12 protein-coding genes are annotated in these 12,760 nt (G+C 61.9%); 4 read left to right on the top strand and 8 right to left on the bottom strand.

Annotated features, from left to right (window positions below):
* The first annotated feature begins 99 nt into the window (after positions 1–99).
* Positions 100–1,056 carry an L-threonylcarbamoyladenylate synthase gene (locus ACYU81_RS11045; RefSeq protein WP_460987659.1) on the top strand — a complete coding sequence of 319 codons (957 nt, stop codon included), beginning with the start codon at positions 100–102 and terminating at the stop codon, positions 1,054–1,056.
* A 285-nt stretch (positions 1,057–1,341) separates the two neighbouring features.
* Here the strand turns inward: ACYU81_RS11045 and ACYU81_RS11040 are convergent, their stop codons facing one another.
* The 7 genes from ACYU81_RS11040 to ACYU81_RS11010 all read right to left on the bottom strand — a co-directional run bounded on the left by ACYU81_RS11040 (position 1,342) and on the right by ACYU81_RS11010 (position 8,172).
* Positions 1,342–1,608, bottom strand: a complete 267-nt coding sequence (locus ACYU81_RS11040; protein ID WP_460987658.1) for a hypothetical protein — start codon at positions 1,606–1,608, stop codon at positions 1,342–1,344.
* 206 nt (positions 1,609–1,814) lie between these two features.
* Complete coding sequence (msrA, locus tag ACYU81_RS11035) at positions 1,815–2,348, bottom strand: peptide-methionine (S)-S-oxide reductase MsrA (protein WP_460987657.1); 534 nt, start codon at positions 2,346–2,348, stop codon at positions 1,815–1,817.
* Positions 2,349–2,390: 42 nt separating this feature from the next.
* Complete coding sequence (locus ACYU81_RS11030; RefSeq protein WP_460987656.1) at positions 2,391–4,097, bottom strand: long-chain-fatty-acid--CoA ligase; 1,707 nt, start codon at positions 4,095–4,097, stop codon at positions 2,391–2,393.
* A gap of 64 nt (positions 4,098–4,161) precedes the next feature.
* Entirely contained in the window at positions 4,162–4,845 is a 684-nt protein-coding gene (locus ACYU81_RS11025) for a DUF1013 domain-containing protein (protein WP_460988174.1), read from the bottom strand.
* A gap of 114 nt (positions 4,846–4,959) precedes the next feature.
* Positions 4,960–5,988: a glycosyltransferase family 4 protein gene (locus ACYU81_RS11020; protein WP_460987655.1), complete on the bottom strand. Its 1,029-nt coding sequence runs from the start codon at positions 5,986–5,988 to the stop codon at positions 4,960–4,962.
* Positions 5,988–6,848 carry a UDP-2,3-diacylglucosamine diphosphatase gene (locus ACYU81_RS11015; RefSeq protein ID WP_460987654.1) on the bottom strand — a complete coding sequence of 287 codons (861 nt, stop codon included), beginning with the start codon at positions 6,846–6,848 and terminating at the stop codon, positions 5,988–5,990. The genes ACYU81_RS11020 and ACYU81_RS11015 overlap by 1 nt, the downstream gene beginning before the upstream one ends.
* A gap of 319 nt (positions 6,849–7,167) precedes the next feature.
* Positions 7,168–8,172 (bottom strand): NAD(P)H-quinone oxidoreductase, encoded by a 1,005-nt coding sequence (locus tag ACYU81_RS11010; RefSeq protein ID WP_460987653.1) that lies wholly within the window; start codon positions 8,170–8,172, stop codon positions 7,168–7,170.
* 101 nt (positions 8,173–8,273) lie between these two features.
* On the opposite strand from ACYU81_RS11010, the gene ACYU81_RS11005 reads away from it, so the two are divergent.
* The 3 genes from ACYU81_RS11005 to ACYU81_RS10995 all read left to right on the top strand — a co-directional run bounded on the left by ACYU81_RS11005 (position 8,274) and on the right by ACYU81_RS10995 (position 11,827).
* Positions 8,274–8,471, top strand: a complete 198-nt coding sequence (locus ACYU81_RS11005; RefSeq protein ID WP_449471479.1) for a DUF1192 domain-containing protein — start codon at positions 8,274–8,276, stop codon at positions 8,469–8,471.
* A gap of 156 nt (positions 8,472–8,627) precedes the next feature.
* A complete protein-coding gene (gene clpA / locus ACYU81_RS11000) occupies positions 8,628–10,946 on the top strand; it encodes an ATP-dependent Clp protease ATP-binding subunit ClpA (RefSeq protein WP_449471478.1) in 2,319 nt (772 codons plus the stop codon).
* Positions 10,947–11,197: 251 nt separating this feature from the next.
* Complete coding sequence (locus tag ACYU81_RS10995; protein WP_460987652.1) at positions 11,198–11,827, top strand: glutathione S-transferase family protein; 630 nt, start codon at positions 11,198–11,200, stop codon at positions 11,825–11,827.
* A gap of 63 nt (positions 11,828–11,890) precedes the next feature.
* On the opposite strand, the gene ACYU81_RS10990 is transcribed toward ACYU81_RS10995, so the two are convergent.
* The gene (locus ACYU81_RS10990; protein ID WP_460987651.1) at positions 11,891–12,625 is read right to left on the bottom strand and encodes a Bax inhibitor-1/YccA family protein; all 735 of its coding nucleotides are present in this window, start codon (positions 12,623–12,625) and stop codon (positions 11,891–11,893) included.
* Between the last annotated feature and the right edge of the window lie 135 nt (positions 12,626–12,760).

Below are 12,760 nucleotides of genomic sequence, written 5' to 3'. Positions count from 1 at the left end.
TTAATCCGCCTCCCCCGCCCCGGCAAGCCGCGTGGCCCTGTCATTCTTCTGTCGTAATGGACTTTTACTCTGCGGCGCTGGAGCTTATATCGCGGGGCCGTGACCATCCCAAATCCTGCCTATTCCACCCGGATCAGCCGCTATGGCGCCGAAGCCCTGCGCGAGGCCGCGCTGCTGATCCGCGCGGGCGAGCCGGTCGCGGTGCCGACAGAAACGGTCTATGGGCTGGCCGCCGACGCGACGGACGAGAGCGCGGTCGCGGCGATCTACAGCGCCAAGGGACGACCGAGCTTCAACCCGCTGATCGTGCATGTTTCGGACAAGGAGATGGCGGAGCGGCTGGCGATCTTTTCGCCCGTGGCGGACAAGCTGGCGGCGCGATTTTGGCCGGGCGCGCTGACCATGGTGCTGCCGGTACGGGAGGGAAGCGGCCTGTCATCACTGGTGACGGCGGGCTTGCCCACGGTCGCCCTGCGCCTGCCCGCCCACCCGGCGATGCGCGCACTGATCCGGGAAAGCGGGCGACCACTCGCCGCGCCATCGGCCAATCGCAGCGGCGCGATCAGCCCTACACGGGCGGAGCATGTGCTGGCCAGCCTGAATGGCAAGGTGCGGCTGATCCTGGATGAGGGGCCGACGAGCGAGGGGCTGGAGTCAACGATCGTCGCGCCTGAGGATGGCCGTATTCGACTGTTGCGACCGGGTCCGGTAACGGCGGCGATGCTGGAGCAGGCGACGGGCCTTCCGGTTGTGACGGGCGCGGCCGATGCGAAGATCGAGGCGCCGGGTCAGTTGGAAAGCCATTATGCGCCATCCAAGCCGGTGCGACTGAACGCGCTGCGGGCGGAGAAGGACGAATATCTGATCGGCTTTGGCCTGATGCCGTGCAATATCAATTTGAGTCCGGATGCCGATGTGCAGGAGGCCGCAGCCAATCTGTTTGCGGCGCTGCATGTCGCCGATGCGAGCGCGGCGACGCATATTGCGGTGGCTCCTATTCCGGATGTGGGGATTGGGGCGGCGATCAACGACCGGTTGCGGCGGGCGGCGGCTTAGTTCGCGAAGCTGGAATTTGGGTTCGCGCAGAGGCGCAGAGAGCGCAGAGATTTTTCTGGGGCCATTTGGCCCGTTCTCCAATCTCTGCGAATTGTGCGCCTCTGCGCGAAATCATTATGGCTGAGTATCTAGAGCCGAGTGCCTTTAATCTGAATCACTCAACCCGTTCGGGCTGAGCTTGTCGAAGCCCCTTACTTCTTAAAGAAAGAAGAGAAGCCCTTCGACAAGCTCAGGGCGAACGGAACTTAGGGTATTGATACAAGGGCAGCGGAGTACCGCGCATCCTCAATTACAATCCCGATAGCCAGCGCGTTTGCATTCGCGGCGGCGTTGTTCTTCCGCTTTCTTGCGGTCGCGCGCTTCCCTGGCCTCCTGCTTGCGCATGCGGCGGCCATAGTTGCGGTCGGATTCTTCCTGGCTGGTGGTGGCCCAATCTGCGGCCTGCGACCCGGCGCGCACCGGCAGGGTGGCTACGTCCAGCGCCGTCTTTGCGATGCAGCCCGGGAGGATCAGCATTATTCCGGCGGCGGCAATTGTCGCGAATGGGCGCATTGATATTCCCCTGTGAACTGCGGCCGTGCTTGGCATGGATGGGATTAACCTTAGCCTAAGCGATTTTGCGGGGAATCCACTTTATTCCCGTTCGGGCTGAGCCTGTCGAAGCCTCTCTCTTTCTAAGGGAAGGAAAGCCCTTCGACAGGCTCAGGGCGAACGGGGAGAGGTAGGAAGTTGGGGAATGGACATGAGTCAGGCCCAGATCAGCCCTCGATCCGTTCCGCAAATCCCTTGCGCAGCTTGGCGAGCTTGGGCGGAATGACCGCCATGCAATAGGGGTTACGGTCGCCGACGCGGTCCCAATATTTCTGGTGGTAATCCTCGGCGGGATACCAGGGGGCGTCCGGTTCGATCGTGGTGACGATCGGGTTGCCATGATCCAGTTGCGCGCGGGCGATGGCGGCTTTGGCTTCCGCTTCCTGCTCCGGCGAATGGGGGAAGACGGCGGAGCGATATTGGGTGCCGATGTCGTTGCCCTGCCGGTTGAGCGTCGTCGGATCATGCGTCGCGAAGAAGATGTCGAGCAGGGCGCCATAGGAAATGACTTCCGGATCATAGGCGATGCGGATCGCCTCGGCATGGCCGGTCGCGCCGGAGCAGACCTGCTCATAGCTGGGATTGGGCAACTGACCGCCGAGATAGCCGCTTTCGACCGACCGAACGCCTTTCAGATTTTGATACACCGCCTCGGTGCACCAGAAGCAGCCACCTGCCAGCGTCGCGATTTGTTCGGCCATTCGCCTGTTCCTTATCCTATGTGGGGCACAAGATAGTTATGTTCAGGCGGCCGTTCCAGCCTGCCCCACGGCTGCCTCCGCCTTGGCGCGTTCTTCGGCGACCAGTTCCTTGCGCGACAGTTTGCCGACCAGCGTCTTGGGAAGGTTCAAACGAACCTCGACCTCACAGACTTTTTCATGCTTTCCGAGTTGGGGATTAAGCCATGCCTTCAGCGACTCGCCGTCCGTCTTCGCGCCTTCCTGAAGCGTGACGAACGCTTTGGGGGACTCGCCGCGATAGGGGTCGGGGATGCCGATAACGAGCGCCTCTTTCACGTCGGGGTGATGGTAGAGAACCTCTTCCACCTGGCTGGGGAAGACTTTGAAGCCGCCGACCGCGATCATGTCCTTCAGCCGGTCGACGATCTTCACATAGCCATCGGCGTCAATCAGGCCCACGTCGCCGGTGCGCAGCCAGCCGTCGACGAAGACTTCCTTGTCAGCATCGGGACGTTGCCAATAGCCCTTCATGATCTGCGGACCGGCAAAGACGAGCTCGCCCGGTTCGCCGGGTGGCGGAGGCCGCGTCGGGTCCTCCCGATCCACGAGCTTTACGTGGGTTCCCGGGACGGGTTGACCCACGGTGCCAGGCTTGTTCAACCCCTCATAGGGATTGGAGCAGACGACCGGGCTGCTTTCGGTCAGGCCATAGCCTTCGCACAGCTTGGCGCCGGTGGCGGCTTCGAACCGTTTCTTGAGTTCCAGCGGCAGGGGCGCGCCGCCCGAAATGCACAGGCGTAGTGAAGAGAAATCGATGTTCGGCGTCGCCGGATGATCGAGCAGCGCCTGAAACATGGTAGGGACGCCGGGCATTGACGTGGGGCTGGTCCGCTGAATAGTGGCGAGCACCTGCACGGCTTCGAACCGGGGCAGCATCACCATCTCACCGCCGTTCAGCACCGTGCGGTTGAGGACGCAGGTGTTGGCGAAGACATGGAAGAAAGGCAGGACCGCGAGGATTCGGTCGATCGCCTCGGGATGCGGGTCGATGAGCCGGATCTGCCGCGCATTGGCGGTCAGATTCTGGTGGGTGAGCATCGCGCCCTTGGGTCGGCCGGTGGTGCCGCCGGTATATTGCAGCAGGGCGACATCTTTGACCGGATCGATGGCAACTGGCGCGGGGTCCTCGCCGTGGCGCAGCAGGTCGGCATAGTTTGTGATGCGCGGATCATGGGGGATCGGCGCGGTTTCCTTGCGCTTGAAGAGGCGGAACAGCAGCGATTTCGCGGGTGGCAGCACCTCCGCGACGCAGCCGACGATCAGCCGTTCGAGGCTGCTATTGTCCAGCACTTCCTGCGCGGTGGGCAGCAACGCTTTGGCCGACAGGGTGAAGAGGATTTTGGTGCCGCTGTCCTCGACCTGATGTTCCAGTTCGGCGGCGGTGTAGAGGGGGGAGAAATTGACGACGGTCGCACCCGCCATCATCGCTCCATAATAGGCCGCGACATAATGGGGGACGTTGGGGAGGTAGAGGCCTACCCGGTCACCCTTGCGCACGCCCAGGTCCTGCAGCCCCTTCGCGACCCGGCGGATGACATGGAGCATGTCGCCATAGGTCGTCTTGCGGCCGAGGAAGTCGATCATCACGGCATCGGGATTGGCCGTCGCGCTGTCCACGACCATGTCCACCATCGACATGGGAGGGAAGGACTGATCCCAGGGGAAAGGATGATTATAATGGTCTTTCCAGACCGTCTCGATGCTCTCCATTAACGGAGATGTATGTCAGGCCCCTGCTTTACGCAAGCGTAAAGCAGGGCGCGTCAGGGCAGAATCAGACCTGGCCCTGATTGTTGCTGAACGGGTCGAGGATCGTGGCAACGCCCGAGATCAGCTCCGCCTCGCTCTTCAACGCTTGCTCGGCCCGGCGGGCAGCGTCGTCGCGCTCGCGGCGCAATTCCTCGATCAGTGCTTCGCGATCGCCGTCCAGGCGGGAGTCCGTCGGGGCTTCGATGCCGAGCTTCTTCGCAGCCTTCGTCACCAGCGCGTCCAGTTCCCGCTGCGAGCAGAGGCCCAGCGTCACCGGATCCTTGGGCACGATGTTGGAGATGTTCCAGTGCGTGCGGTCACGGATGGCGGCGATGGTGGTGCGGGTGGTGCCGATCAGCTTGCCGATCGCGCCGTCCGAAATTTCGGGGTGATTGCGCAGGATCCACGCGATGCCATCGGGCTTGTCCTGACGCTTGGACACCGGCGTGTAGCGCGGGCCTTTGGTACGGCGGACGGGTTCAGGGCCTTTCAGCATCTTCAGGCGATAGTCGGGGTTGGATTCACCCTTGTGGATTTCCTCCATCGTGATTTCATGCGCGCGGACGGGGTCGCGGCCGGTATATTTGGTGCCCGCCGTGTCATCGGCGATCGCCTGCACTTCCAGGATATGCAGCCCGCAAAATTCCGCGATCTGGTCAAAGCTGAGCGCGGTATTGTCGACCAGCCAGCTGGCGGTTGCATGGGGCATGAGAGGCTGGGACACGAGGATTCTCCGGCACTAAAAACAACAAGGGCCGCCCAAGCAGGGCGGCCACGCCCGTCCTGAGATAGTGCAAGAAACCCGGTGGAGCAAGGAAAAGCGTCAGGCCGCGCTGTCTCTGACGACGGGATCGATGCAGTGGAGGCCGGTCAGGAATTCGTCGGCGCTGCGTTCCCAGCTGAAGCTGCGGCCATGGGCGGCGCAGGCGGTGCGATCGCAGCGCAGGGCGGCGGCGACGGCGTCCTCCAGATTTTCGGACAGGGCGCCGGTTTCGGGCGTCACGATGTCCACCGGCCCGCTGACCGGATAAGCCGCGACAGGAGTGCCGCAAGCCAGTGCTTCGATCATGACGAGGCCGAATGTGTCGGTGCGACTGGGGAAGACAAACACATCGGCGCCGACATAGGCACCCGCCAGTTCCTGACCGAAAAGCGGGCCTAGGAAATGCGCGTCGGGATAGTCGCGTTCCAACTGGGTCCGCGCCGGGCCATCGCCGACGACCACCTTGCTGCCGGGGTGATCATTGGCAAGGAATGCCTCGAGATTCTTCTCGATAGCGACCCGGCCGACATAGAGCTGGATCGGGCGCGGGAGATTGGCGAATATCGCTGGCGGCGTTGCCTCGGCTGTGAAGGCGGAGAGGTCCACTCCCCTGCCCCATGGCCGCACCTGCGCCAATCCATGGGCGCGCAGTTGCTGCCGCACCGATCGGGTGGAGACCAGCACGGCCCGCGCCGGGCCATGAAACCAGCGAATGTAGGACCAGAACCAGCGGGCAGGCAGTCCGGTTCGGCGTGACACATAGTCGGGGAAGTGGGTGTGATAGGCGGTGGTGAACGGCACCCCTCCGCGCAGGCACCAGCGGCGCGCGGCAAGACAGAGCGGCCCTTCGGTTGCGAGATGGACGGCGTCCGGCTCAAAGGCCGCGATCGCATCACCCACCACGCCGGATCGCACGAAGGCCAGGCGGATTTCGGGATAGGTCGGACAGGGGAAGGAGCCATAGAGATCGGGCGAGATGACCTTGACGGCGTGCCCCCGCGCCTCCAGCTCCGCCTGGATGGTCTGGAGCGTTCGGACGACGCCGTTGACCTGTGGGGACCAGGCGTCGGTCACGATCACGATGCGCATCAGGCGGCGATCCTCACCTGATCGGCGGCGGCGCGTGCCGCGACTTCATCAGCCCAATGCAGCACCTCCATACGGCCGTCGAAATGTTCGACAAGCGCGGTGCATCCCTCGACCCAATCGCCGTCATTATAATATTGGATGCCGCCGATCTCACGCATTTCGGCATTGTGGATGTGCCCGCAGACCACGCCATCGACGCCGCGTGCGCCCGCCTCGTGCGAAACCACTTCTTCAAAGCGGGAGATGAACTCGACGGCGTTCTTGACCTTGTGCTTGGCCATTTTGCTGAGCGACCAATAGGGCAGGCCCATGCGCTGGCGCACCGCGTTCACCACGACATTGAGCCGCATCAGCAAGCCATAGGCGGCGTCCCCCACAAAGGCGAGCCAGCGATGGGCCAGCATGATCGTGTCGAACTCATCGCCGTGCAGGACGAGCAGTTTGCGGCCATCGGCAGTCTCATGGATCGCCTTGCGCCTGATCTCGACCCCGCCGAAGCTGAGACCGGTGAACTGGCGGAACATCTCGTCATGATTGCCGGGGATATAGACGACGCGAGTGCCGCGCTTGGCACGCTTCATGATGCGCCAGACCACGTCATTATGCGCGGCGGGCCAGTAGAAGCGCCTTTTGAGCCGCCAGCCGTCAATGATGTCGCCGACCAGATACATGGTCTCGCTATCGACGCTGTCGAGAAAATCGATCAGCAGCTTCGCATTGCAGCCGCGCGTGCCGAGATGGATGTCCGAAATCCAGACCGTGCGGTAACGGCGACGCTTGCCGCCCTGTTCCGGCGTGTCGAAATGTTGAGCGCCTTCGTTCATGTCCGCCAGGAAAGGCAGGCGTGTGATGGCATTCATGATGCAACCCCTGGAGCTATTGTCCTCGGGACCGAATCCTTAGCGGCGCAATGTTACAATCCCGCAGCGAATGTGACGGAAATGCTACGGTTTACGGGGTTTTACGGCATCGCGGGATGAGGGTGAGCGACTGTATTATAGCTAGGAGAGGGGTTTTAATCCTCCCCATCGGCAGATGGGGAGGTGGCAGCGCGTAGCGCTGACGGAGGGGAAAATGCGCGACCTCCGCCCATTTCCCCTCCACCAGCCTGCGGCTGGTCCCCCTCCCCCCGCTTCGCGCAGGGAGGATTGGGATGTCTGCAACCCACCCAACAGGCCCTCAAACCGTCAGAACGATCTTCCCGAAATGCTCCCCCGAATCCATGCGCGCATGTGCTCGCGCCGCCTCTGCCAAGGGGAAGCGCTGGTCCATCGCCGGACGGAGCCTGCCTTCCTCCACGAAGCTCCAGACCTCACGGATGATTTCGTCGGCCACCAGACTCTTGAAAGCAGATGAGCGGGGCCGCAGCGTCGATCCGGTCAGCGTCAGCCGCCGTGTCATCACCGTGGGCAAGAAGATTTCCGCCTTCGCGCCACCCAGTACCGCGATCGACACATGGCGGCCATCTTCGGCAAGGCACTGCAAGTTTCGGGGCACATAGTCGCCGCCGACCATATCCAGAACCGCCTGTACGCCTTGGCCAGTGGTAATGCGCTTCACCTCTTCGACATAATCCTGGCTGCGATAATTGATGGCATGATGCGCGCCCCAAGCCTTCGCCTGCTCGCATTTCGCATCGCTGCCGCAGGTGACGATGATGGTGATATCAAAGAGGCGACAGAGCGAAATCGCCATAGTACCGATGCCGCTGGTCCCACCATGCACCAGCACCGTGTCGCCTCCGACGACATAGGCACGCTCGAACAGGTTGGTCCAGACGGTGAAGAGCGTTTCGGGCAATGCCGCCGCCTCGACAATGTCATAGCTGTCCGGCACGGGAAGGCATTGCCCCGCTGGCGCAACCGCATATTCGGCATAGCCGCCGCCGGTGAGCAAGGCGCATACGCGCTGCCCGATCAGTTGTTCCGCGCTGCCACCAGCCGCGACGATCGTGCCGGAAACCTCCAGCCCCGGAATGTCGGACGCTCCAGGGGGCGGCGGATATTTGCCCTGCCGCTGCAACACATCGGGCCGGTTCACGCCTGCGGCGGCGACCCGGATCAACACTTCATCCGCTGCGGGGGCAGGAACCGGACGACGCTCAGCCACCAGAGCTTCGGGACCGCCGGGCGATGGAATGGCAATCGCCATCATTTCATCAGGCAGTGCCGCTTCAAACCCCATGATGGCCAACCCCCCGCAATAATCTGGCACCGCAGCTGAAAATCACAAGCGGCTTAAGGGCCTTATTGACAGAGGCGCCCCGGCGGTCAACATTGGCATTCATGGACATGGACGACGATCTGCCTCGCAAGATTGATGATCCGCTGGCCCAACTGCTTCGACAGGATTTGGGTCCCTTATCCCTTGCCGATCTGGAAGAGCGCATCAGCGCGCTGGAGGGTGAAATCGCCCGAACCAGATCAAAGATTGAAAGCGCCGTTAACCACAAATCAAGTGCTGAGGCGTTATTCAAGCGATGAACCCGCGCCACGCCCCCTGCGGCCCTGACATGGGCTTCACCGGGTACGGGCAGTCTGGCAATTCCGGCGATCAGGGACCCCTCCTTGATCCGCCGTCGAGCAATGCCGACATATGGTTCAAGTCAGCCCCATTGCGGGCTCAGGAGTAGAATAGAAATGCCATCTTTCGCACCCGCCCTTGAAACCACGTTGCACAACGCGCTGACCCATGCGTCGGAACGCCGCCATGAATATGCGACGCTGGAGCATCTGCTCCTCGCGCTGATCGATGACGAGCATGCTTCGAAGGTGATGCAGGCGTGCGGCGTAGAGCTTGGCGAGCTGGGCGACGCCGTCACCCAATATCTCGACAGTGAACTCGACAGCCTGAAGGTGGAAGGGTCCAGCGACCCCTCGCCAACCAGCGGCTTCCAGCGCGTCGTCCAACGCGCCATCCTGCACGTGCAATCTTCCGGCAAGGATGAAGTGACGGGAGCCAATGTGCTCGTCGCGCTTTTTTCCGAGCGGGAGAGCTACGCCGTCTATTTCCTACAGCAACAGGATATGAGCCGACTGGATGCCGTAAGCTACATCAGCCACGGCGTCGGCAAGGGTACTGCCGTTCCGGAGCAAGGCGCCGCAAAGGGCGCTCCGGAAGAGGAAAAAAAGGCGCAGGACAGCAAGGGCAAGAAGGACAGTGCCTTGGAGCAGTTCACGGTCAACCTCAATGAGAAGGCGATGCGGGGCAAGGTTGACCCGCTGATCGGCCGCAGCGCCGAAGTCGACCGGACGATCCAGATCCTGTGCCGCAGGTCGAAGAACAACCCGCTCTATGTGGGCGATCCGGGCGTGGGCAAGACCGCGATTGCGGAAGGCCTCGCGCGCAAGATCGTCGAGGGCGATGTTCCAGACGTACTCAAGGAAGCGGTGATCTACTCGCTCGACATGGGCGCGCTGCTGGCTGGCACCCGTTATCGCGGCGATTTCGAAGAACGGCTGAAGGCGGTCGTCACCGAGCTGGAGAAGATGCCGCATGCGGTTCTCTTCATCGACGAAATCCACACCGTGATCGGCGCTGGCGCAACCAGCGGCGGGGCGATGGATGCGTCCAATCTGCTCAAGCCTGCTCTGTCAGGCGGCACGATCCGCTGCATCGGTTCGACCACCTACAAGGAGTTCCGCAACCATTTCGAGAAGGACCGCGCCCTGCTGCGCCGGTTCCAGAAGATCGACGTCAACGAACCCACCATCGAAGACACGATCAAGATTCTCGCTGGGCTGCGCAGCGCCTTTGAGGAGCATCACAACGTCAAATATACTCCCGACGCAATCAAGGCGGCGGTGGAGCTTTCGGCGCGCTACATCAACGACCGCAAGCTGCCGGACAAGGCGATCGACGTGATCGATGAGGTCGGCGCGATGCAGATGCTGGTGGTGCCCAGCAAGCGGAAGAAGACGATCACGCCCAAGGAGATCGAGCAGGTCATCGCGACCATGGCGCGCATTCCTCCCAAGACCGTCTCGGCCGACGACAAGTCGGTGCTGGGTTCGCTCGACACCGATCTCAAGCGCGTCGTCTTCGGCCAGAACCGGGCGATCGAGATATTGTCCTCCGCGATCAAGCTTTCGCGGGCGGGCCTGCGCGATCCGGAAAAGCCGATCGGCAGCTATCTCTTCTCCGGCCCCACGGGCGTCGGCAAGACGGAGGTTGCGCGCCAGTTGGCGAACCTGCTCGGCATCCCGCTCCAGCGGTTCGACATGTCGGAATATATGGAGCGGCACTCGGTCAGCCGCCTGATCGGTGCGCCTCCGGGCTATGTCGGCTATGACCAGGGCGGTCTGTTGACCGATGCGGTCGATCAGAATCCGCACAGCGTCCTGCTGCTGGACGAGATTGAGAAGGCGCATCCCGACCTGTTCAACATCCTGTTGCAGGTCATGGATAATGGCCGCCTGACCGATCACCACGGCAAGACGGTGGATTTCCGCAATACCATCCTCATCATGACCACCAATGCCGGTGCGTCGGACATGGCGAAGGAAAGCATCGGCTTTGGCGAACTGACGCGCGACGATGTGCAGGAGGATGCGGTGAAGAAGCTCTTCACCCCCGAATTCCGTAACCGTCTCGATGCCATCGTCCCCTTCGGCTATCTGCCGCCGGAGATCGTGGCGCGGGTCATCGACAAGTTCGTGCTCCAGCTCGAACTGCAACTGGCCGACCGCGACGTCCACATCACGCTGGACGACGATGCCAAGGGCTGGCTCACCAAGAAGGGCTACGACAAGCTCTACGGTGCCCGCCCGATGGGCCGACTGATGCAGGAAAAGATCAAGCAGCCGCTGGCCGAGGAACTACTGTTCGGAAAACTCGTCCATGGCGGAGAGGTGCATGTCCGGCTGAAGGACGACGCACTCGCTTTCGAAATCACCCCGGCCGCTCCGAAAAAGGGCAAGAAGGGTGGCAAGGCGAAGCCTGCGGAATCGGCCAAGTAAGCAGGCCGAGGCACGAGATATGAAAGGGCGGCTCCCACAGCCGCCCTTTGTTTTTGGGCAAAGCCTGCGAGCGTCAGGAGGATCGCATCCCCCCTCCCGTAAGCGGGAGGGGTTAGGGGGTGGGCAAGCGCAACATCAAAGGCGATCTGAAACGGCCACCCTACAGTCAAAATTCCATTGGTCGGCGCCACCAGCATTTGCCAATCTGGCGCCCGCGAATTCCAACCACGTCTTCACGAGGGAAGAGTCACATGGCCACAGACATCACCTTCTACACCAACCCCATGTCGCGCGGGCAGATCGCCCGCTGGATGCTGGAAGAAGTTGGCCAGCCCTATGACATGATCATCCTGGACTATGGCACCACCATGAAGGCGGCTGACTATCTCGCCATCAATCCGATGGGCAAGGTTCCCGCCATCGTCCATCAGGGGAAGGTCGTGACCGAAGCCGCCGCGATCTGCGCGTATCTGGCCGACGCTTTCCCCGCCGCAGCCCTCGCGCCTCCGTCAGAGCAGCGGGCAGATTATTATCGCTGGCTGTTCTTCGCGGCAGGCCCGGTGGAGGCCGCCGTTTCCAACAAGGCGATGGGCCTCTCCGTTCCTGAAGACCGCGAACGCTCCATGGGCTACGGCAACTATGATCAGACACTCGCAACGCTGGAACAGGCCGTGTCGGGCGATCAATGGATCTGCGGCGACCAGTTCACCGCAGCCGATGTCTATGTTGGCTCCCAGATCGATTGGGGGATGAGTTTCGGCACTATGCCGGTTCGTCCTGCTTTCGAAACTTACGCCGCCCGCCTGCGCGAGCGCCCAGCCTACAAGCGGCAGAAGGCACTCGACGGCGCCCTCATCGCGCAGATGCAGAAGCCGGCATAAGAAAAAAGGCCCGGTGGCGCATGCCATCGGGCCTTTTTCATGTTCGGTACCGCCGCCGGAAGATCAGCGGCGATCGCCCATGAAGCGCAGCAGGAACAGAAACATGTTGATGAAGTCGAGATAGAGGTTCAGCGCCCCCATCACCACCGACTTGCCCATCATGTCCGTGCCAGCAACGTGGGCGTAGATGCTCTTGATCTTCTGCGTGTCATAAGCGGTCAGGCCCGCGAACAGCAGCACGCCGATAAAGCTGACCACCATGTCCATCGCGCTCGACCGCAAGAACAGGTTGATGAGCGACGCGACCAGCAAGCCGACCACGCCCATGATCAAGAAGGTGCCAAAGCCCGAAAGATCCTTCTTCGTCGTGTAACCCCACAGGCTAAGGCCCGCGAAAGCCGCTGCCGTCGCGAAGAAGGTCTGCGCCACCGACGTGCCGGTATAAACCAGCAGGACCGAGGAAAGCGACAGCCCCATCATTGCGGCATAGGCCCAGAACATCGCCTGCATCGCGACCGTCGACAGACGATTGATGCCAAAGCTCATGATCATCACGAACGCCAGCGGCGCGAGCATGATCACATATTTGAGAATGCCGGGGCCAGCCAGAATCTGATAAGCCAGCCCGCTCGACGCAAACAGCATGGCAACGACGCCCGTCAGTAGCACGCCGCTCGCCATATAATTGTAAACCGACAGCATATAGCTGCGCAGGCCAGCGTCGAAAGCCTCGCCGCGCGCAACCGTCGTCCCGCCGAAACCGGCAATGTTCGAGCGGGGGTCAGACCAATTGGCCATGAGATAATCTCCTTCACCGGCGCACTCCGCCGACATTGCTATTATCGCGACATCTGGCCGCTAATTCAAGGGAAGAGCGACTGGAACGCTCTAACGACATAGGATGGTTTCCTGGCTCTCTTCCAGCGCACCCAC

Source organism: Sphingobium sp. TomTYG75, assembly GCF_054771635.1.
The sequence above is the reverse complement of the archived record's forward strand: the minus strand, read 5'-3'. Positions and strand labels throughout refer to the sequence as shown.